The sequence below is a fragment of the Rhodococcus sp. HNM0569 genome (genome assembly GCF_012726205.1).
Taxonomy (GTDB): domain Bacteria; phylum Actinomycetota; class Actinomycetes; order Mycobacteriales; family Mycobacteriaceae; genus Rhodococcus_F.
The window spans coordinates 166,852-187,930 of record NZ_JAASAE010000002.1 but is presented as its reverse complement, the minus strand read 5'-3'; the positions used below and the strand labels follow the sequence as shown (position 1 = coordinate 187,930).

The following is a 21,079-nucleotide window of genomic DNA, read 5'->3' as shown; positions in this document are numbered from 1 at the left end:
GATCACTCCCACTCGATCGTGCCCGGCGGCTTGCTCGTGACGTCGAGCACGACGCGGTTGACGTCGGCGACCTCGTTGGTGATACGCGTCGAGATGCGCTCGAGAACCTCGTAGGGCAGCCGCGTCCAGTCGGCCGTCATCGCGTCCTCACTCGACACCGGCCGCAGCACGATCGGATGGCCGTAGGTGCGGCCGTCGCCCTGGACACCGACGCTGCGGACGTCCGCGAGCAACACGACCGGGCACTGCCAGATCTTGCCGTCGAGGCCGGCTGCCGTGAGTTCTTCGCGGGCGATCGAATCGGCCTGGCGCAGGATCGTGAGCCGCTCACGCGTGACCGCGCCGATGATGCGGATGCCGAGGCCCGGGCCCGGGAACGGCTGGCGTCCCACGATCTCCTCGGGCAGACCCAGCTCGCGGCCCACCGCGCGCACCTCGTCCTTGAACAGCAGTCGCAGCGGCTCGACGAGGGTGAACTGCAGATCCTCGGGCAACCCACCCACATTGTGGTGGCTCTTGATGTTCGCGGTGCCGGTACCGCCGCCCGACTCGACGACATCCGGGTAGAGCGTGCCCTGGACCAGGAAGTCGACCGTGGCCCCCTGCTCGGCCTGCTCACCGAGCACGTCCGCGACCGCGCCCTCGAACGTGCGGATGAACTCGCGTCCGATGATCTTGCGCTTGGTCTCCGGATCGGACACACCGTCGAGTTCCGACAGGAACTTCTCCGACGCGTCGACGACGACGAGCTTGGCGCCCGTCGCGGCGACGAAATCCTTTTCGACCTGCTCGCGCTCGCCCTCGCGCATCAGCCCGTGGTCGACGAACACACACGTGAGGCGGTCGCCGATCGCGCGCTGCACCAGCGCGGCCGCGACGGCGGAGTCGACGCCACCGGACAGACCGCAGATCGCGCGACCGTCGCCGATCTGCGCGCGCACCTGCTCGATCAGCGACTCGGCGATGTTGGCGGCGGTCCAGTCGCCCGCGATCCCCGCGATGTCGTGCAGGAACCGGCTGAGCACCTGCTGGCCGTGCGGCGAGTGCAGCACCTCGGGGTGGTACTGCACACCTGCCAGACGCCGCTCGCGGTTCTCGAAGGCCGCGACCGGCGCACCCTCACTCGTGGCGGTGACCTCGAAGCCCTCGGGCGCCGCGGTGACGGCGTCGCCGTGACTCATCCAGACGGGCTGGCGCGCAGGAAGGCCCTCGTGCAGCCTGCCGCCTTCCACCGTGAGGTCGGTGCGGCCGTACTCGCGGGTGCCGGTCTTCGCGACGGTGCCGCCGAGGGCGTTCGCCATCGCCTGGAAGCCGTAGCAGATGCCGAACACCGGGACGTCGAGCTCGAACAGCGCCGCATCGAGCGACGGCGCGCCCTCGGCGTACACACTCGACGGTCCGCCCGACAGCACGACGGCCCGCGGATTCCTGGCCGCGATCTCGTCGACCGTCGCGGTGTGCGGAACCACCTCCGAGTAGACGTTCGCCTCGCGGACCCGCCGCGCGATCAGCTGCGCGTACTGCGCGCCGAAGTCGACGACCAGGACGGGACGCTGCGGTTCCGGCTGCTCGGGATGCCCCTGTTGTTCGGTGTGTGCCACCTGTCCAGTCTAACGGGGGCGCGCCCTCGTCCCGACCGGCGTCACGCGACGCCGGTGCCCGCCCCGGCCGCACCCTCACCGGTGCGGACCTCCACGATCGGAAGACGCAGCGCGCCAGGCGCATCGGCAGGCACGACCGGCCGCTGCGGCGCGACCGGCGTGACCCGCCGGTACGGCTCCCCCTGCTCGGGACGCGCGTCCGCCTCGCCCTTGTTCGGCCACAGCGCCGCCGCGCGCTCGGCCTGCGCCGAGATCGTGAGCGACGGGTTGACGCCGAGGTTGGCCGACACCGACGAGCCGTCGACGACGCTGAGTGTCGGGTAGCCCCACACACGGTGGTACGGATCGATGACGCCGGTCGACGCGTCCGCGCCGATCGCACAGCCACCGAGGAAGTGCGCGGTGAGCGGAATGTCGAACACCTCGCCCCACGTGCCGCCCGCCTTGCCGTCGATCTTGTCGGCGATGCGGCGAGTCGCGTCGTTGCCCGACGGGATCCACGTCGGATTCGGTTGACCGTGCCCCTGCTTGCTCGTGACCCGGCGCCGCCCGAACAGCCCCTTCTTGGTGTAGGTGGTGATCGAGTTGTCGAGGTTCTGCATCACCAGGGCGATGATCGTGCGCTCGCTCCACCGGTACGGCGTGAGCGCGAGCAGCGTCTTGGGCCGCTTCAGCTCGGTGACGAACTGCCGCAGCAGTTTCACCCACCGGCGGCCGTCGCCGCCGTCGGTCAGCAGGGTCTGCAGCAGCGCCATCGCGTTCGACCCCTTGCCGTACCGCACGGGTTCGATGTGCGTGTCCGACGACGGATGGAAGGACGACGTGATCGCGACGCCCTTGGTGAGGTCCATGTTCGGGTCGACCTTGTTGCGCGCCGCGCCGAGGATCGCCTCCGAGTTGGTGCGCGTGAGCACCCCGAGACGATCCGACAGACGCGGCAGCGCGCCCGTGTCCTTCTGCTCGAACAGCAGGTGCTGCGTACCCCAGGTGCCGGCGGCGAGCACGACATTCTTCGCGGTGTAGGTCTTGCGGCCACGCTTCTTGATCGGCCCGGTGCGGCGGGTGTCGACTTCCCACGTGCCGTCGGGGCGCTCGTGCAGGCGGGTCACCGTGGTCATCGGCACGATATGCGCACCTGCCCGCTCGGCGAGGCCCAGGTAGTTCTTGAGCAGCGTGTTCTTGGCGCCGTGCCGGCATCCGGTCATGCACTCGCCGCACTCGATGCAGCCCGTGCGATCGGGGCCCACGCCGCCGAAGTACGGGTCGGCGACGGTCTTGCCGGGCTCGCCGAAGAAGACGCCGACCGGCGTCTGGATGAACGTCTCGCCCACACCCATCTCGTCGGCGACCGACTTGATCACCTCGTCGGCCGGCGTCATGTGCGGGTTCTGTACGACGCCGAGCATCCGGCGTGCCTGCTCGTAGTACGGGCTCAGCTCGTCGTGCCAGTCCGTGATGCCGGACCATTGCGGATCCTCGAAGAACGGCGCGGGCGGCTTGTACAACGTGTTGGCGTAGTTGAGCGAGCCGCCGCCGACGCCTGCGCCCGCGAGGATCAGGCAGTTGCGCAGCAGGTGGACCCGCTGGATGCCGAACAGGCCGAGCGCCGGGGCCCACAGGAACTTCCGCAGATCCCAGCTGGTCTTGGCGAAGTCGGCGTCGGCGTAGCGCCTGCCGGCTTCGAGGACGCCGACGCGGTAACCCTTCTCGACCAGCCGGAGCGCCGTGACGCTCCCCCCGAACCCGGACCCGACGACCAGGACGTCGAAATCAGTGCGACCCTGTGCCGACTTCTTACTCATGCGCGAGACCTCCACCACGGAACTGGTTGCTACTCGCCAGTATGCACCCACGCGCTGTGACAACAGCCACAAGGGTGGCCTTACCTGTTACGCGGTGTCGCAGAAACCAGTGTCCGTGGTGGTGACGGCGAGGTCAGCCGTGCACGGACAGCCCGACCTTCTGGAACTCCTTGAGATCGGAGTAGCCCGACTTGGCCATCGACCGGCGCAGGCCGCCGACGAGGTTCAGCGAACCGAACGGATCGTCCGACGGGCCGGTGAGGACCCGGTCGAGAGTGGGCCGCTCGCCGAGCGCGACGGGAAGCAGCGCGCCACGCGGCACCGACGGATGCGCGGCGGCCGACGGCCAGTACCAGCCGTTGCCGGGCGCCTCGGCCGACACCGCGAGCGGCGCGCCGAGCACGGCCGCGTCGGCGCCGCATGCGATGGCCTTCGCGAGATCTCCCGACGAGAGGATGTCGCCGTCGGCGAGGACGTGCACGTACCGGCCACCCGTCTCGTCCAGGTAGTCGCGGCGGGCGGCCGCGGCGTCGGCGATCGCGGTCGCCATCGGCACACCGATGCCGAGCACCTCACCCGTCGTCGTGGTGCCGGGCGTCGAACCGTAGCCGACGATGACACCCGCCGCGCCGGTGCGCATCAGGTGCAGCGCCGTGCGGTGGTCGCTCACGCCGCCCGCGACGACGGGAACGTCGAGCCCGCCGATGAACGTCTTGAGGTTCAGCGGCTCGCTGTCGCCGTGCGCGACGTGCTCGGCCGAGATGATCGTGCCGTGGATGACCAGCAGGTCGATACCGGCCTCGACGAGCTGCGGCGTGAGCGCACGCGCATTCTGCGGGCTCACGCGCACCGCCGTCGTGACGCCCGCGTCACGCACCTGCGCGACCGCGGCCGCGAGCAGGTTCGGTTGCAGCGGCGCCGCGTGCAGCTCCTGCAGATACGCGATCGCGCGATCGTCGTCGTCCGAATCGGCCATCTCGAACAGACGCTCGAGCTTCGCTTCCACGTCCGCGTGCCTGCCCCACAGGCCCTCGCCGTTGAGCACGCCGAGGCCACCGCGCTTGCCGAGCTCGATCGCGAAGCTCGGCGACACGAGTGCATCGGTGGGATGCGTGACGATCGGGATCTCGAACCGGTAGGCGTCGAGCTGCCACGTCGTCGACACCTCCTTCGACGACCGCGTGCGCCGCGACGGGACGATGTCGATGTCGTCCAGCTCGTAGCTCCGTCGGGCCGTACGGCCCATGCCAATCTCCACGAGGTCGCGCACGCGCCTCCCTTTCTCGTGTGCCCGGATTTCCGTGTCCCGGGCCTGCCGTCAGCGTGATCGAAGGTCAGCGCGCAGCGTAGTTGGGCGCCTCGACCGTCATCGTGATGTCGTGCGGGTGGCTCTCCTTGAGACCCGCGGCCGTGATCTGCACGAACTGCGCGTTCTGCAGCTCCTCGATCGTGGTCGACCCGGTGTAGCCCATCGCCGCCTTGAGGCCGCCGGTGAGCTGGTGCGTGACCTGCTCGAGCGGGCCACGGAACGGCACGCGACCCTCGATGCCCTCGGGCACGAGCTTGTCCTCGGACAGCACGTCGTCCTGGAAGTACCGGTCCTTCGAGTACGACTTGGCGGCGCCGCGCGTCTGCATCGCACCGAGCGACCCCATGCCGCGGTAGCTCTTGAACTGCTTGCCGCCCACGAGGATCAGCTCGCCCGGCGACTCGGCCGTGCCCGCGAGCAGCGAGCCGAGCATCGCGGTGGACGCACCCGCCGCGAGCGCCTTCGCGATGTCGCCCGAGAACTGCAGGCCGCCGTCGGCGATGACCGGGATGCCCCTCGGCTTCGCGACGGTGACGGCCTCGAGGATCGCCGTGATCTGCGGCGCACCGACACCCGCGATGACGCGTGTGGTGCAGATCGAACCGGGACCGACACCGACCTTGACGGCGTCGACGCCCGCGTCGATGAGCGCTGCTGCCCCGGCACGCGTGGCGACGTTGCCACCGATGATCTGGATGCGTCCGCCGAGCTCGGCCTTGATCTTCGCGATCATGTCGAGCACGCCCGCAGAGTGTCCGTGCGCACTGTCGACGACGAGGACGTCCACGCCCGCGTCGGCGAGCGCCATCGACCGGCCCCACGCCTCGTCGCCCGCACCGACCGCGGCACCGACGAGCAGCCGACCGTCGCGGTCCTTCGTCGCGTCGGGATGCTGCTCGGTCTTGACGAAGTCCTTGACGGTGATGAGACCGGTGAGCTTGCCGGTTCCGTCGACGATCGGGAGCTTTTCGATCTTGTGCCGGCGCAGCAGGCCGAGCGCGACCTCGGCGGTGACACCTTCCTGCGCGGTGACGAGTGGCGCTTTCGTCATGACCTCGGCGACCGGTCGGTTCTGGTCGACCTCGAAGCGCATGTCGCGGTTCGTGATGATGCCCACCAGCTGGCCCGCGTCGTCGACGACCGGAAGACCGGAGATACGGAACCGGGCGCACTTGGCGTCGACGTCGGCGAGCGTGTCGGACGGCGAACACGTGACCGGATCGGTGACCATGCCGGCCTCGGACCGCTTGACCGTTTCGACCTGCGCGGCCTGCGCCTCGATCGACAGGTTGCGATGCAGCACGCCCATGCCGCCCGCGCGCGCCATCGCGATCGCCATGCGGGACTCGGTGACGGTGTCCATCGCGGAGCTGACGAGCGGGATGCGCAGCCGGATGTCACGAGTGATCCGACTCGACGTGTCGACCTGACTGGGGATGACGTTCGATGCCGCGGGCAGGAGCAGGACATCGTCGTAGGTCAGGCCCAGCATGGCGACCTTGTTCGGGTCGTCACCGCCGGTGTGTACATGTCCTGCAGTGTTGGTCATGCGGCTCGCGCCCTCCCTGGCTCTCGGGTGCAGTCGTTGCGGGACTGCGGATGATCGTCGCGAACGAACAGCCGGTCGCGTGAGGCCGGTCGAACGTTCCTGATACGGACAAGGCGCCGAAGAGAACCTGTATTCCTTGGGCCTGTCTCCATGATATCGGCAGGTTGTCGCCGTGCCCGCGCCCCACCCGCGCGGGGCGTGCGCGCTACCGCTGGCGCGAGAGCCGGGTCACTGCGTACCGTGGTGCTGTGCGCGATCAACTGCCTCCCGGACTGCCCCCGGACCCGTTCGCCGGCGACCCTGCCGACCCGTCGGCAGCGCTCGACGCCATCGAGCCGGGCGAACCCCTGGACCCTCAAGAGCGCCTCGCCGTCGAGGAGGATCTCGCCGACCTCGCGGTCTACGAAGCCCTGCTCGCCCACCGTGGCATCCGCGGCCTCGTCGTGTGCTGCGACGACTGCCAGCAGGACCACTACCACGACTGGGACATGCTCCGCGCCAACCTTCTGCAACTGCTCGTCGACGGCACCGTCCGTCCGCACGAGCCCGCGTACGACCCCACGCCCGACGCGTACGTCACGTGGGACTACTGCCGCGGTTACGCCGACGCGTCGATGAACGACGCGGTGCACGGCGACAGCTTCGACGCCTGACGACGCCCGAACGCGGCCACCCGCTCCAACGACGAAACCCCGACCACCGTGCAGGTGATCGGGGTTTCGTCGTATTCGGGTGAGCGATTGTCCGAGCTCAGCTCCCGGGCGGAGGTGTGGTGGTGGTCGTCGTCGTGGGCGACCCGCCCGCCGTGGTGGTGGGCACACCGGGTGTGGTGCTCGACTCGACCGGTGCCTGCATGATCGAGATGTCGGGTGTCTCCGACGACGTGGTGGTGGGCGACGACGAGGGGGTCTGCTCGGTCTGTCCCGGCACCGACGTCGGCGGCGGCGGCACCACCACGGCACCCGACGTCGGGGGTTCGGGCGGTGCGGGCGTGGTCTCCTGCGGATCGGCCGTGCTCGTGCGCGGCGACGGGACCGTCGAATTCGGACTCGAGGAACCGACCTGCCGTGCCTCGACGGCGGCGTCGTACTCGTCGATCAGCTGGTCGAGCATTGCCTGGAGCTCGGCGCGCACGCCGTCGTCGCGGATGTCGGCGAGGCGCAGCGACGCGGAGTCGATGAGTACTCCCGCGCGGTCGAGTTCCCCCGCGGCGAGTGCGGCCTCGGCGGCGTCGAGATCGGCACGCACGTCGGTGCGCGCGAGCGTCGCGTCGGCCTGCTGGCTGAACACGACGGACTTGACGCCCCACAACGGGTCGCCCGGCTCGGCGTTCACCGACACCATCGTGGCACCGCCCAGTACGAGGGCGGCTGCCGCGGCCGCACCCGCGAACGGACGCACGACGCGAAGCCGACGTGACTCGCGCTGCGTGGGCATCGCCGCGACGACCTCGTCGAGCGTGGGCCCGGCGGGCATGGGCGCAGACAGCGCGTCGGCTCGCCAGTTGGTCAGCAGAAGGGCAAGTTCGTACTGCTCCGGGCTGTCGGTCGCAACCGGACCGTCGCCCGCGATCGCATCGACGAACGCGTCGTCTCGACGTACAGCGGCAACATCGGTGGGCTCGATGTCATCGGGATCAGGTGCGTCGTCACGGCCCCTTGCCACTGCTCTCACCTGCCTTCATAACTTCCTTCTTCAACTTCGCGAGGGCCCGGTGCTGGGCCACGCGAACTGCTCCCGCAGTGCTGCCGACTGCCGCGGCGGTTTCCTCCGCGGACAGCCCCACAACGAGCCGGAGGACCAGGATCTCCCGGTGCTTGTCGGGCAGGGTCGCGAGCAGCGCATGCATTTCGCGACCGGCTTCGGCCTCGAGCGCGCGCTGTTCGGGGCCACCTTCAGCGACCACTACATCCGGTATGTCGGCAACCGGGTCCGATTTGTTACGCGCGGTGCTGCGGTGCGCGTCTGCCACCTTGTGTGCCGCGATGCCGTACACGAAGGCCATGAACGGCCTGCCCTGATCCTGATAACGCGGAAGCGCGGTCATCACGGCCATACACACCTCCTGCGCGACGTCGTCTGCGGAGATCTGGCCCCGCTCCGCCGAGCCGACACGTGCGCGGCAGTACCGCACCACCAGCGGCCGGACATTCTCCAGCACGACGGACAGCGCGGCACGGTCGCCGCGTACCGCCGCGGCGACCGCGGAGTCCAGCTCGTCGCTCGAATCAGTCATCGTGAGTGAATATCCTGCTGTTACGTCGGCACCTCCCCCGATCGGGCGTGCTCCCGCGCGAAGCGGAACGCTCCCAGGGTAGCGGTGGCAGACCACACGGTCTGCGCTCGCCCGCCCGCCGCGTCATATCCCCTGCGTCCGCTGCCGAACCGCGGTTCACCGACGGAATCGGCCCCCGCGGCGGGCGAGCACGCGCTCGTAGTCCCGGCGCATCCGCTCGGCGCGCGCGGCGCGCGCCGTGTCCGAACTCACGCCTGCCACGAGCATCGCCGCGGCCCAGGCGAGGGGCATCAGGTGATGTTCGTCGCACAGCTCGAGGACCTCCTCGCCTGCGGACGCCGCCGCAGCGTGGGACGTGCCCGTGAGCGCCGCCGCGGCGAGCAGTCGCGACTTGGCGACGTGCCGCACCGAGCCGAACTCGCGCGCCGCACCGAGCGCCGTCGCGGCGTCCTCGGCCGCACTGCCGAACTGCCCACGCGCCAGCGCCACCTCGGCCCGGACCCAGTGCAACCGAATCCGGGCGCGGGCGAGGCCGTCACGCGGTCCGAGATCCACCGTCAACTCCGCCTGTGTGCGGGCGAGGAGACGGTCCGCCAGCTCGAGGCGTCCGCAACCGAGCGCATCGGCCGCCAGCCCCGTCAGCGCATCGCACCGCGCGGCGCGATCCACAGGGCCCCGCGGGGTCGAACTCACGGCGACGAACGCGCGGCCGTCGAGCGGCGCGGCCGCCGCGTGGTCCCCGAGCTGCCGCAGCAGCGACGCGCGCGTCGCGAGGGCGAGCGCGTGCACCGGGTGGTGCGACGGCACCGACACGAGCACCGAGTCCAGGACGACTCGGGCCGACGCGTACCAACCCTGCGCACCGAGCGCGACGGCACGCAGCCACCTGCTGTACGGCGTGTCCCCCGGCCGCGCGGGCGGCACCGGCTCGCCCGGCCGGTCACCGAATGCGATCCGGTGCAGGCATTGATCGTCCACGGGCGTCGGCACGCGCACATGATGTCACCTGTGCAGAACGCATGCCCCGGTCACCGTGTGCGGACGGCCTCGACGATGCATTCGACGGCCGATGTCACGTCGCCGAATCCCCGCACCGACCGCGGTAGCCCCTGCGAGCCCGGGCGAGCGCCCGGTCCGCCGGCGACGATCGTCACACCGCGGCGCCTGCGCCGCAGCCACGGCACGAGCGACGCGACGTCGGCGGCGTCGGTGTCGGTGCAGGTGTCCGCGTCCTCGGTGTGCGCGGCCCACCACAGTGCGACGACGTCCGCGGCGGATCCGGCGAGCGTCGCGCCGAGCGCCGACCGCGACACCGGCGCCGTGACCCGGAGGTTGACCGGCACGCGGGCCAATGCGGCTGCGAGAGCGTGGAACTCGACGGCAGCCGGTCCGGTCACCGGCGCACGACCGGGAACGGTCGACAACAGCACTGCGGGACCGGTGCCGATCGGCGCGTCGACGGTGAGCGTCGCGAACACGCCGCCGAGGGCCTCGGCGAGGAGCGCGACGTCGACGTCCTGCAGCCCCGGCGTCCGTGCCGCGTCGAGCAGCGGCTGCACGGTGTGTGCCCACGCGCGTGCCACTCCGTGTTCGACGACGCGACCTTCGACGACGCGACGGATCCCGACGACGTCGCGAGCCCGCGCCGCAGCCGCGAGCTCGCGGGTGTGCGCCGAATCGGCCGACAGACCCGAGCCGCCGGAAGAAATCCCCGTTTGCATCGAATTAACGAGAACGTCACCGCCCGCCGGATTACCACTTTCTGACGGCGATGTAGCCGTGACGTTAAGCGCGTACCTCGCGGCCTCCGCCGAGTGCGCCCCGCCCGCGAGTGCAGAACGCATACATTCGAGTCGGGCGACGTCCTCCGGGGTGTACCGGCGGTGGTCTCCCGGCCGGTGTGCCGAGGGACCGATACCGTAACGCCGGTCCCACGTCCGGAGCGTGGAGGGCGCGACGCCGAGCCGTCTGGCCAGCGCGGACACCGACACCGTGAGAACGTCGCCGGCGCCGTCGGGAGTCGGCGCGTCGGGTTCGGTCACCCGCACATCGTCGCCCGGATCGGACACCTCGACAACCCGAACCGAAATCACAGAATCGCCGGGAAGTAAATATTTCTCGGGTTAATTCTTCGTGCTGTTCAGCGTTCGAATTCACATGGTGAACAACTATTGACGCGATTTCCTCGACGCCTTTACCGTTAGCGCCGTGAACGGTGAGGGGCCCGGAAAATCCACCCGGGTCCACTGGTCCGCTCGCCACGGGAGGCGAGCAGCAAAGGAGTCGACATGCCTGCACCCCAACACCTGCCCGGCCCCAACGCCGACGTCTGGGACTGGCAGATGCACGGCCTGTGTCGCGGAGTGGACTCCTCGGTGTTCTTCCACCCGGACGGGGAACGCGGCCGTGCCCGCGCGCAGCGCGAGACCCGCGCGAAGGAGATGTGTCGCCGCTGCCCCGTCCTCGTCCAGTGCCGCAACCACGCGCTCAGCGTCGCCGAACCATACGGCATCTGGGGTGGCATGTCGGAGACCGAACGTGAGCTGCACGTGCGCCACCGGCGCGGCCGCATCGCCGTATGATCGCTATCTTCCGATACATCCCGGCCCGGCACCATCCCGCCCTACCGACGAAGGAAGGCCCCGCACGTGCATCACGTGCGGGGCCTTCCTTCGTTCGAACGGTCGCCGGACGAACCGGCGGCCGCGACCGGATCAGTGGCTGTGGCCGTGGCCGGCCTCAGGCTCTTCCTCTTCGGGCTTGTCGACGACTGCGCTCTCGGTGGTGAGGATCATGCGCGCGACGGACGCCGCGTTGACGACCGCCGAATGCGTGACCTTGACCGGGTCGACGACTCCCTGGGCGACCAGGTCGCCGTACTCGAGCGTCGCGGCGTTGAAGCCCTGACCGGTGGGGAGCTCGGACACCTTGTTGACGACGACGGAGCCGTCGATACCCGCGTTCGACGCGATCCAGAACAGCGGTGCGGTGAGCGCGTCGCGCACGACGGCGGCACCGGTGATCTCGTCGCCGGTGAGGCCGAGGTCACCGTCGAGGGCCTTGGCAGCCTGGACGAGCGCCGAACCACCGCCGGGGACGATGCCCTCGGCGACGGCGGCCTTGGCGGAGTTGACCGCGTCCTCGACCCGGAACTTGCGCTCCTTGAGTTCGGTCTCGGTGGCCGCACCGACGCGGATGACCGCGACGCCGCCCGCGAGCTTCGCGAGGCGCTCCTCGAGCTTCTCGCGATCCCAGTCGGAGTCGGTGCTCTCGATCTCGCGACGCAACTGCGCGACGCGCGCGTCCACGTCGGCCTGCGCACCGCCGCCGTCGACGATCGTGGTCTCGTCCTTGGTGACCTCGACGCGGCGGGCCGAGCCCAGCAGGTCGAGTCCCGCATCCTTGAGGGTGAGGCCGAGGTCGGAGTTGATCACGGTGCCGCCCGTGACGACCGCGAGGTCCTCGAGGAACGCCTTGCGGCGGTCGCCGAAGAACGGCGCCTTGACGGCGACGGCCTTGAGCGTCTTGCGGATCGAGTTGACGACGAGCGTCGAGAGCACCTCGCCCTCGACGTCCTCGGCGATGATCAGCAGGGGCTTGCCGGTCTCGGCGACCTTCTCGAGCAGCGGCAGGAAATCGGGCAGCGAGCTGATCTTGTCGCGGTACAGCAGGATGTACGCGCCTTCGTAGATCGCCTTCTGCGCGTCGATGTCGGTGACGAAGTACGGCGACAGGAAGCCCTTGTCGAACTGCACACCTTCGGTGACGACCAGTTCGGTGTCGAGCGCGCCGGACTCCTCGACGGACACGACGCCGTCGGTGCCGACGCGGGTGAGCGCCGCGCCCACCATCTCGCCGATCTCCTCGTCGCGCGAGGACACGGTGGCGACCTGGGCGATCGACTTCTTGCCTTCGACCGGCGTCGCGGCCGCCTGCAGCGCCTCGACGACCTTCTCGGCCGCCTTCGAGATGCCGACACCGAGTGCCATCGGGTTGGCGCCCGCGGCGATGTTGCGCAGGCCCGCCTTGACGAGCGCCTGCGCGAGCACGGTCGCGGTGGTGGTGCCGTCGCCTGCGACGTCGTTGGTCTTGGTGGCGACGCTCTTGACGAGCTGTGCGCCGAGGTTTTCGAACGGGTCTTCCAGTTCGATTTCGCGCGCGATGCTCACGCCGTCGTTGGTGACGGTGGGGCCGCCGAACGCCTTCGCGAGCACGACGTGGCGACCACGCGGCCCGAGCGACACCTTGACGGCATCGGCAAGCTGGTCGACTCCGCGCTCGAGAGCACGACGCGCGTGTTCGTTGAACTCGATTTGCTTGGACATGTGTTGGGTCTGCTCCTGAGGGAGGTGCGGAACTGAAGGTCTGCTCAACGCGCACCGCCCCGGATCCGAGTTCGGATGCCGGGGCGGGTCACGTAGGGCTTACTTGCCGACGACCGCGAGGACGTCGCGAGCCGACAGGATCAGGTACTCCTGCCCGGCGTACTTGATCTCGGTTCCGCCGTACTTGGAGTAGATGACGACGTCACCCTCCTTGACGTCCACCGGGATGCGGTTGCCCTGCTCGTTCACACGGCCTTCGCCGACTGCGACGACGGTGCCCTCCTGGGGCTTCTCCTTGGCCGTGTCGGGAATGACCAGGCCGGAGGCAGTCGTCGTCTCGGCCTCGTTGGCCTGGACGAGGATCTTGTCCTCGAGCGGCTTGATGTTGACGCTCGCCACGATGAGCCCTCCACTTTGGGGTATCCGGTTCGAGGTCTGGTCGCCTCGAACAGCTGCTGGTGCTGATGAGTGCGGCACTTCACAGGAGCCCCGTCGTCGCGGGTGCCGGAGCTTCGATCGGCGCCATTTGGCACTCTATACGCGAGAGTGCCAACCCTCAAGGTCGAGGGGTGGTTCGCGGGCCGTTCGGGCGCTCACGCGACCACCGCGCGGCGACGACGGCGGCGCGCACACCGAATCCGAGCAACACCAGATTGCCCACCATCTGCACGATCACGGCCGCCCGGGACGCGTCGGTGGTGGCCGCGATGTCGCCGAATCCGACGGTCGCGAACACCGACAGTGTGAAGTACAACGAACCCACCCGGGTGACCGCCTCGGAGAAGGAGTCGGGCATCGCCGCTGCGAGCAGGTAGTACACCACCGAGAATCCCAGCACATGCACGGTGACGAGGGTCGCGAGAGATTCGACAGCACGCGCGACCGGCACGGCAGACCGGGCGATCGCGCGGATCTGCCACACGAACAGCACCGCGAGCACGACGGCTCCGAACACGAGCCAGGCGATCTCCGGCGCACCGTCGAGGGAGGTCCACGGCACTACGAAATAGACGAGGACACTCACCACGACGACCGCGAGCGCGCGCGCCAGAGCGACACCGATCCGGAGCCTGCCGAGCCTCGCGCCTGCCGGGGCCGGCGCGTCGCCGAGTGCGCGGAAGCCGTCCGACATGGCCGTCCCTCCACAGAAATTTTCGTTCGAGATGACCGATCGACATCGCAGGTGAGACGTCGTGCGTCGCCCCCATCCTGACCGGAATCAGGGAAAACCCCGACGCACGCGCGCGCGAAGTTGTGTAACGTTCGGATAACGGCTGGTCACGATCGACGGCCTGTACCGATGACATCAGTGTTCACCGCTGCTGAGGCGAACACCGCTGCGAATGTTCACCGCTGCACGGCACACGTGAGCACGACCAATCGCGAGCACGACGAGCCGGGGCCGACGCATGCACGTCACGGCGACCGGATCGAGCCACGAGTGAGGAGGTGCCGAGCATGAGATCGTCGCTGGGCATGGCCACCGGCGCCGCGGGCGTCGGCTCCGCACTCGTCCACACCTCCGAGATCGGCACCCAGACCGTCGAGTACCGCTACGTGTCGGCCGACTCGGCGAACACCGACCTCGGCGATCTCATGCGCTCGTCGATCCGGCTGATGACCACGCAGGTGCCCAGCCGGCCCTCGACGCCGGACACGATCGCCGTCACCTACCGCACACAGGACCAGTACCGCAGCGTCCGTACCGCGGCATGGCGGCAGAAGCACGACGTGCACGTCGTGCCGGAAGCGTCGGCCACCCTCGCATTCCTGCGTCACACCGGTCGCATCGCGCCCTACGGCACGGTCGCGATCGTCGACCTCGGCGCATCCGGCACGACGGTCGCGGTGGTCGACCAGGCGGACGGCACCGTACTGCACTCCGAACGGTCGAGCGAGATCGGCGGCGATGCAGTCGACCGACTCGTCGTCGAACACGTCACCGCAGATGTCCCGATGTCGACGCGCCGCACGCTCGACTCGGACCTGTTGTTGTCGCGCTGCCGGCTCGCGAAGGAGATGCTGTCCGACGCCGACGCACCCGCCGCACAGATCGAGTTGGGCCTCAACTCGGCCGCGACGTCCACCGACCGTCAGCGTCGCGTCCAGACCAAGACACTCGACCGCGAGAACTTCGACCTCCTCGTCGCTCCCCTCGCGGCGCGCGCGGCGGAGTTCGTCCGATCCGCCGTCGCCGCGTCCCCCCGGGGCGCCGACGCGTACGCACTGGTCGGCGGCGGCGCGCACGTGCACGCCGTGGCGGCCGCGATCACGGACGCCGCAGGAGTCCCCACCGTTGCGGTCGACGAACCCGACGCCGCGACGGCCAAGGGCGCCGCGCTGCTCGCAGCCTCCGACTCGATCGGGCTGTATCCGGCGATCAGCTCGACCGATCCGGCGCGTCCCGCACTCACCGCGAAGACGTCGGGCGCGGTGCTCGGCGTGGCCGTGCTCGGCGCGCTCGCCCTGGGCTACGGGGTCAAGGAGTTCACGCCGATCGGTTCACCCGACGTCGCCCCTGCGGCGACCGACGTGCAGGACGTGACCGACGACGGGAGCACCCCGGCCGAACCGACCGACTCCGACGACCGGGACGACGCGACGGTCATCCCCTCACACGATCCGGCCACCACCTCCACGTCGGTGCAGTCGAGTGACACCTTCGACCCGCTACCCGGCGGCCTGTGGGCACCGTCGGAGGCGCCCTCGTGGTCGACGACGGAGAACCCGCCGCCGACCACCACCGACGTGGGTACCACGGAAGCCCCGCCCACCACCACGACGACCTCGCCGACGAGCGAGCCGTCGATCATCGAGTGGCCGGACGTGCCGACGTTCTGGCCCACGGTGCCGTCGTTGCCGTTGCCGGACAATCCTTTCCGACCGAATCCCAGCCAGTCGGAATCGACTCCGGCGTCCCCGAGCCCGGCCGATCCGAACGCGCCCGATCCGAATGCGACAGGCCCGAACCAGTCCGGCTCCGCACCGCAGACGGTGCCGCCGGAGTCCGTCGAGACCACCGAAACCGCACCGGCACCGGCGCTGAGGCCGACCCTCGAACTCGCACCGCCCCTCCAGATGCCCGGTGCGGCCCAGTCGCCGGCTCCGGCACCGGAGTCCCCTGCGCCCCAGCCCCCTGCGCCCACCACGTCCACCACGACGCCGCCGCCTGCCGGCTGACGGAACGGTCGCGCGTCAGGCGAGCAGCTGGCTCGTGCCCACCGGCAGGCCCGGGTCGCTCGCAACCGTGAGCGGCGAGGCGGGCGCACCGCCCGCGATCAGATGCGCGCCGAGCGACGCGATCATCACACCGTTGTCGGTGCACAGCCGCGGTTTCGGCACACGCAGCGTCAATCCCGCTGCCGCGCAGCGTTCCTCGGCGAGCGACCGGATACGCGAGTTCGCGGTCGCACCGCCACCCAGCACCAACGTGTCCACGCCGACATCGGCCGCCGCACGCACGGCCTTCATCGTGAGCACGTCGGCGACCGCCTCCTGGAAGCTCGCCGCGACATCCGGCACGTTCACGGCCTTTCCGGCCCGCTCGCACGACTCGACGTAGCGGGCGACGGCCGTCTTGAGGCCCGAGAACGAGAAGTCGTGCCGGGCGTCACGCGGGCCCGTCATACCGCGCGGGAACTCGATCGCGTGCGGATCGCCCTCGCGGGCAGCGCGGTCGAGCGCCGGCCCGCCGGGATAGCCGAGATCGAGGAGCCGGGCGACCTTGTCGAAGGCTTCGCCCGCGGCGTCGTCGACTGTCGTGCCGAGTTCGACGATCGGCTTCGACAGATCGTCGACGTGCAGCAGGTGCGTATGCCCGCCGGACACGAGCAGCGCAACGCACGACGGCATCGGGCCGTGCTCGAGGGTGTCGACCGCGACGTGCCCGCCGAGGTGGTTGACGGCATGGAACGGGACGTTCCACGCGGCCGCGTACGCCTTCGCCGCGGCCACACCGACCAGAAGCGCACCCGCCAGGCCCGGGCCGATGGTGACCGCGAGCGCGTCGGGCCGCTCGACGTCAGCGGTCGCGAGGGCGCGGCGCATCGTCGGCACGATCGCCTCGAGATGCGCGCGCGACGCGACCTCGGGCACGACACCGCCGTAGCGCGCGTGCTCGTCCACACTCGAGGCCACCTCGTCGGCGAGCAGGGTGCACGTGCCGTCCTCGTTCCACCGGACGATGCCGACGCCGGTCTCGTCGCACGAGCTCTCGATTCCCATGACGATCATCGGGCGGTCTCCTCGTCGCGTGCGGGCCTGCGCATCGTGAACGCATCGGCCCCGCTGGGCTGGTAGTACTTCTTCCTGGTTCCGACGATCTCGAACCCTTCGCGCCGGTACAGCGCGAGGGCGGGCTCGTTGTCGGTGCGCACCTCGAGGAATACCGGTCCCCCGTGCCGATCCGCGACGCGCAACAGCTCGTGCAGCAGCGCCGTCCCGATGCCCCGGCCCCGACGGGCGGGGTCGGTGCCGATCGTGTGCACCTCCGACTCGACGTTCGGGCCGGAGCCCAGCAAGCCGATGCCCGCGTACCCGACCACCACGCCGTCGTCTCCGCGCACGACGAAGTACCGCACGTGCGGCGCGTCGAGCTCGGCGTGGAAGGCGGGCTCGGGCCACGGACCGTCGCCGTCGAACAGGGCACGCTCGAGTTCGGCGCAGCGCGCGGCGTCGGCGTGCGTCATCGGTTCGAGCCGGTGGACGATCTCCGTCATGGCAGCGGTGTCACGACGTGCGGGCAGCGGCGAGCTTGGCGGCCTCGCGTTCGGCGAGTGTCGCCGCGTCCGGCCTGCGCAGGTACAGCGGTTCGAGGGGTTCGGGCTCGCGGCCCGCCAGGATGTCGGCCGCGGCGACCGTCACGAGCGACTCGGGGGTCGGCACGTCGGCGGGCAGCACCGGCAGGGCGAACGGCTCGGCGTGCGCGCGCGATCCGGCGACCGCGGTCGACGGCGCGGCAACGACGTCGGCGGGGCGGTCGACGCTCGGCCCCTCCACTCGCCGACCCTCGCGGTAGCGCGCCCAGTACACCTCGCGACGCCGCGCGTCGGTGACGACGAGGAGCTCGCCTGCGCCGCTCTCCCGGGCAGCGATCGCGTCCAGACTGCACACGCCGTAGGCCGGGATCGACAGTGCGTCGGCGAACGCGGCGCCCGTCGCCATCCCGACGCGCAGGCCGGTGAACGGCCCGGGCCCGGTGCCGACGACGACGGCGTCGAGATCGGCAGGGGTGTGCCCGGACTCCGCGAGACACTCGAGGATGTGTGGCGTGAGCACTTCGGCGTGCGCGCGGGCGTTCACCGTGACGCGGACGGCTTCGGTACGCACCCCGTCCGGGGACAGCTGGACGACGCCCGCGGTGACGGCGGGCGTAGCGGTGTCGAGAGCGAGGACGAGCACGTTGATCCAGGGTACTCGCGCGCCACGGACCGACGACGCGCGCCGGCCGGCCGCTTCAGCCAGTCGAACCTGCCACAGTCTCGGGTGGTGTCACGACGACCACGCCCACTCGGCCGTCCGCACATCCGATTCGGGCTCCCGGCGCAATCGCACCCACAGATGCCGGTCGGTGAGCTGCTCGACGAGCCCCTCACCCCACTCCACCACCACGACGGCCGATTCGAGATCCGTGTCGAGGTCGAGGGCGTCGAGTTCGTCGAGCGCCGACGGGCCGCGTTCGCCGAGCCGGTACGCGTCGACGTGGATCATGCCGGGGCCCCGGCCACCGTCGGGACGGGCGCCGGGTCGGTGTTCGCGCGCGATGACGAAGGTGGGCGACGTCACGCGTCCCGTGACCCCGAGACCGGCGGCGATGCCTCGGCTGAGCGCCGTCTTGCCGGCGCCGAGCGGTCCGTCGAGCACGACCAGATCGCCCGCGACGAGGCCCGCCGCGAGGCGCTTGCCGAACTCTTCGGTGTCGGAGGTCTCCGTCAGGACGACGCGGCCGGAGGCGGGCAGGGGGTCGGGCACGGGATCAACCGACATGGGCCTGCTCCTGCTTCGCCGGCACGCGCCGCACGCAGCGGTCGATCGCCTCGGTGACCACGTGCGGGAATTCGAGTTGCACGAGATGCCCCGCCCGCCGCACCCGCACCAGTTCGGCGTCGGTGAGCGCATCGGCAAGTGTGCGCGAGGCACGGAACGGAATGACCATGTCGGCGTCGCCGCTCAGGACCACGGCCGGTACGTCGCGGAGCACGTCGAGCGCCGCCGTCTCGTCGTGCACTTCGAGGGTGCGCAGGAAGTCGACGATCGTGACGACCGACGTGCGGTCGAGGATGCCGTTGCTGAAGCGCTGGACGCTCGGACTCACGGCGGTGCCGTACGACGCGGCCCGCAGGATCGGCGTGATGATGCGCCGCGCCGCGCCCCGCGCCCGCTGCACCGTGCCGGGTGAGGTGCGCACCGCGAACCGCAAGGCGTCGATCACGGGATTGTCGAGACTTGCCGTCAGACCGGTACGGCTGAGGCCGACGGTCGTGGTCGACAGCAGCACCACGCCGCGCACCCGGTCGGCGACGACATCGGCATGCCGGGACGCGAACCCCAGGATCGTCATGCCGCCCATCGAGTGGCCGACGAGCACGACCGGTCCGGTGGGCGCAGTCTGCTCCACGACGGCCGAGAGGTCGTCGCCGAGTTGCGCGATGGTGCACGACTGGCTCGTCCCGGACTCCGACGCGCCGTGACCGCGCTGGTCGTAGAACACCATGCGGACGCCGTCGCCCCACCGCTGCGCGAGTGCGCGCCGCTGGAAGTGCCACGACGTCATGTCGAGGCAGAATCCGTGCACGAACACCACCGTGACGGGCGCGTCGGCCGGGCCCACCTCGCGCACCACGAGTTCGACGCCGTCGTCGGTGCACACCGTGCGTGCCCGGTCGGCGTCCATGAGCGCGAAGTCCTCGCCCGCCATCGGGTCGAGGTCGCGGCGGACGACCGAACGCACGAGATCGGCACCCACGAGCGAGCCGATCGCGAGGGCGCTGCCCACGACCGCGGGAACGCCGAGCCGAGTGCGCTTGCTCATTGCCCGCCGCCTGCGTACGTGCGCGTCGTGCGGCCCCGGATGCCACACACGATCTCGTAGTGGATCGTGCCGAGTTCCTCGGCCCACGCGAGCGCATTGGGTTCGCCGTGGTCGCCGTTGCCGAACACGTAGGCGGTGTCGCCCTCGACGACACCGTCCGCATCGGGACCGAGCTCGACGACCACCTGGTCCATGCACACGCGGCCGATCGCCCGCCGACGCTTGCCGCCGAGCTGGACCTCGAACTTCTGGCTCAGCAGCCGTGGCAGCCCGTCGGCATAGCCCATCGGCAGCAGCGCGACGGTCGTGTCCTTCGGCGCGACCCAGATGTGCCCGTACGACACGCCCTCGCCCTCGGCAACGTGTTTGACGAGCGCGACCCGCGCCCGCAGGTTCATCGCGGGCCGCAGCCCGAAGTCACCGAGCTCGGGCACAGGAGTGAGGCCGTAGAGCGCGATCCCGGGACGCACCATGTCGTAGCGCAGGTCGGGCCGGGTGAGTGTGGCCGCCGAGTTCGCCGCATGCACGACGTCGGGCTCGAGCCCCCGTCGGCGCAGCTGGGCGAGCGCGTCGTCGAAGCGCTGTTTCTGCCGGTCGATGACCGGATGGTGGGGCTCGTCGGCGTGCGCGAGATGCGTGAACGCCCCGTGCAGTCGGATCGCGCCGTCCGCGACCGCGGCGGCCAGCGCGTCGACCATCGTGTCCCACTCGTCCGGCGCGACACCGTTGCGGTTCAGGCCGGTGTCGATCTTGACCGTCACGACCGCGGGACTGCCCACCGCCTGGGCGGCCGCGACCACCGCGGCGAGATGCCTCGGCGAGGACACCCCGATCTCGATGCCCGCCACGATCGCCGCCGCGTAGTCGGCGTCGACGGTGTGCAGCCACGCGAGCACGGGCGCGTCGATGCCCGCGGCACGCAGCTCGAGCCCCTCGGCGACCGTGGTGACGCCGAGTTGATCCGCGCCCGCGGCGAGCGCCGTGCGCGCGACCGCGACCACGCCGTGGTTGTACGCGTCGGCCTTGACGACCGTCATGAGCGCGGCGTCGCCCGCGTGCTCGCGGAGAACCCCGACGTTGTGGGCGATCGCGTCGAGATCGACGATCGCCTCGAGCTGCGGGCGGCCGGACGTGACGAGCGGGTCGTCGCCGGTCGACCGGTCTCCGGAATCGAGCACAGTCATGCCTCCGATACTGCCACCGTGAGCGGGTTTCGCGGTCGCCCGG

General features: G+C 70.4%; 20 protein-coding genes and 1 pseudogene. 3 read left to right on the top strand and 18 right to left on the bottom strand.

All coding sequences use genetic code 11. The annotated features are described in order from the left end of the window. Positions 1–2: 2 nt before the first annotated feature. The 4 genes from guaA to guaB form a co-directional block, all read right to left on the bottom strand. Positions 3–1,601, bottom strand: a complete 1,599-nt coding sequence (gene guaA, locus HCA44_RS03245; RefSeq protein WP_169647102.1) for a glutamine-hydrolyzing GMP synthase — start codon at positions 1,599–1,601, stop codon at positions 3–5. Positions 1,602–1,642: 41 nt separating this feature from the next. After that, the gene (locus HCA44_RS03240) at positions 1,643–3,403 is read right to left on the bottom strand and encodes a GMC family oxidoreductase (protein ID WP_169647101.1); all 1,761 of its coding nucleotides are present in this window, start codon (positions 3,401–3,403) and stop codon (positions 1,643–1,645) included. A 133-nt stretch (positions 3,404–3,536) separates the two neighbouring features. Beyond that, entirely contained in the window at positions 3,537–4,673 is a 1,137-nt protein-coding gene (locus HCA44_RS03235) for a GuaB3 family IMP dehydrogenase-related protein (protein WP_169647100.1), read from the bottom strand. 64 nt (positions 4,674–4,737) lie between these two features. After that, positions 4,738–6,261 (bottom strand): IMP dehydrogenase, encoded by a 1,524-nt coding sequence (guaB, locus tag HCA44_RS03230; RefSeq protein WP_169647099.1) that lies wholly within the window; start codon positions 6,259–6,261, stop codon positions 4,738–4,740. A 248-nt stretch (positions 6,262–6,509) separates the two neighbouring features. Here guaB and HCA44_RS03225 point away from each other — a divergent pair, with 248 nt between their 5' ends. Continuing rightward, entirely contained in the window at positions 6,510–6,914 is a 405-nt protein-coding gene (locus HCA44_RS03225) for a DUF5319 domain-containing protein (protein WP_169647098.1), read from the top strand. 97 nt (positions 6,915–7,011) lie between these two features. Here HCA44_RS03225 and HCA44_RS03220 read toward each other — a convergent pair whose 3' ends face one another. The 5 genes and pseudogenes from HCA44_RS03220 to HCA44_RS20905 all read right to left on the bottom strand — a co-directional run. Next, positions 7,012–7,926 carry an anti-sigma-D factor RsdA gene (locus HCA44_RS03220; RefSeq protein WP_346764554.1) on the bottom strand — a complete coding sequence of 305 codons (915 nt, stop codon included), beginning with the start codon at positions 7,924–7,926 and terminating at the stop codon, positions 7,012–7,014. Continuing rightward, positions 7,910–8,497: a sigma-70 family RNA polymerase sigma factor gene (locus HCA44_RS03215; protein WP_169647096.1), complete on the bottom strand. Its 588-nt coding sequence runs from the start codon at positions 8,495–8,497 to the stop codon at positions 7,910–7,912. Before HCA44_RS03215 ends, HCA44_RS03220 begins: the two co-directional genes overlap by 17 nt. Positions 8,498–8,653: 156 nt before the next feature. Continuing rightward, complete coding sequence (locus HCA44_RS03210) at positions 8,654–9,487, bottom strand: hypothetical protein (RefSeq protein ID WP_346764553.1); 834 nt, start codon at positions 9,485–9,487, stop codon at positions 8,654–8,656. Positions 9,488–9,525: 38 nt separating this feature from the next. Continuing rightward, complete coding sequence (locus tag HCA44_RS03205) at positions 9,526–10,218, bottom strand: transcriptional regulator (protein WP_240945312.1); 693 nt, start codon at positions 10,216–10,218, stop codon at positions 9,526–9,528. A gap of 84 nt (positions 10,219–10,302) precedes the next feature. Then, a pseudogene (locus tag HCA44_RS20905) lies at positions 10,303–10,482 on the bottom strand (MerR family transcriptional regulator); the annotation flags it as partial. Positions 10,483–10,785: 303 nt separating this feature from the next. Here HCA44_RS20905 and HCA44_RS03200 point away from each other — a divergent pair. After that, a complete protein-coding gene (locus HCA44_RS03200) occupies positions 10,786–11,079 on the top strand; it encodes a WhiB family transcriptional regulator (protein WP_169647094.1) in 294 nt (97 codons plus the stop codon). 132 nt (positions 11,080–11,211) lie between these two features. On the opposite strand, the gene groL is transcribed toward HCA44_RS03200, so the two are convergent. The 3 genes from groL to HCA44_RS03185 all read right to left on the bottom strand — a co-directional run bounded on the left by groL (position 11,212) and on the right by HCA44_RS03185 (position 13,954). Beyond that, entirely contained in the window at positions 11,212–12,822 is a 1,611-nt protein-coding gene (gene groL, locus HCA44_RS03195; RefSeq protein WP_169647093.1) for a chaperonin GroEL, read from the bottom strand. Between the two features lie 99 nt (positions 12,823–12,921). Further along, positions 12,922–13,221 carry a co-chaperone GroES gene (groES, locus tag HCA44_RS03190; protein WP_169647092.1) on the bottom strand — a complete coding sequence of 100 codons (300 nt, stop codon included), beginning with the start codon at positions 13,219–13,221 and terminating at the stop codon, positions 12,922–12,924. Between the two features lie 157 nt (positions 13,222–13,378). Continuing rightward, positions 13,379–13,954 (bottom strand): potassium channel family protein, encoded by a 576-nt coding sequence (locus tag HCA44_RS03185; protein ID WP_169647091.1) that lies wholly within the window; start codon positions 13,952–13,954, stop codon positions 13,379–13,381. 326 nt (positions 13,955–14,280) lie between these two features. Between HCA44_RS03185 and HCA44_RS03180 the strand changes: the two genes are divergently transcribed. Next, positions 14,281–16,002 (top strand): Hsp70 family protein, encoded by a 1,722-nt coding sequence (locus HCA44_RS03180; protein WP_169647090.1) that lies wholly within the window; start codon positions 14,281–14,283, stop codon positions 16,000–16,002. A 15-nt stretch (positions 16,003–16,017) separates the two neighbouring features. Here the strand turns inward: HCA44_RS03180 and tsaD are convergent, their stop codons facing one another. The 6 genes from tsaD to alr form a co-directional block, all read right to left on the bottom strand. Next, positions 16,018–17,055, bottom strand: coding sequence for a tRNA (adenosine(37)-N6)-threonylcarbamoyltransferase complex transferase subunit TsaD (gene tsaD, locus HCA44_RS03175; RefSeq protein WP_169647089.1), 1,038 nt, complete (start codon positions 17,053–17,055; stop codon positions 16,018–16,020). Further along, positions 17,052–17,531, bottom strand: a complete 480-nt coding sequence (rimI, locus tag HCA44_RS03170; protein ID WP_346764576.1) for a ribosomal protein S18-alanine N-acetyltransferase — start codon at positions 17,529–17,531, stop codon at positions 17,052–17,054. Before rimI ends, tsaD begins: the two co-directional genes overlap by 4 nt. Before the next feature lie 19 nt (positions 17,532–17,550). Beyond that, positions 17,551–18,222 (bottom strand): tRNA (adenosine(37)-N6)-threonylcarbamoyltransferase complex dimerization subunit type 1 TsaB, encoded by a 672-nt coding sequence (gene tsaB, locus HCA44_RS03165; RefSeq protein WP_169647087.1) that lies wholly within the window; start codon positions 18,220–18,222, stop codon positions 17,551–17,553. Positions 18,223–18,312: 90 nt separating this feature from the next. Further along, positions 18,313–18,807 carry a tRNA (adenosine(37)-N6)-threonylcarbamoyltransferase complex ATPase subunit type 1 TsaE gene (tsaE, locus tag HCA44_RS03160; RefSeq protein WP_169647086.1) on the bottom strand — a complete coding sequence of 165 codons (495 nt, stop codon included), beginning with the start codon at positions 18,805–18,807 and terminating at the stop codon, positions 18,313–18,315. Beyond that, positions 18,797–19,852, bottom strand: a complete 1,056-nt coding sequence (locus tag HCA44_RS03155) for an alpha/beta hydrolase (protein ID WP_169647085.1) — start codon at positions 19,850–19,852, stop codon at positions 18,797–18,799. Before HCA44_RS03155 ends, tsaE begins: the two co-directional genes overlap by 11 nt. Further along, positions 19,849–21,036 carry an alanine racemase gene (gene alr / locus HCA44_RS03150; RefSeq protein ID WP_169647084.1) on the bottom strand — a complete coding sequence of 396 codons (1,188 nt, stop codon included), beginning with the start codon at positions 21,034–21,036 and terminating at the stop codon, positions 19,849–19,851. Before alr ends, HCA44_RS03155 begins: the two co-directional genes overlap by 4 nt. Positions 21,037–21,079: the final 43 nt, after the last annotated feature.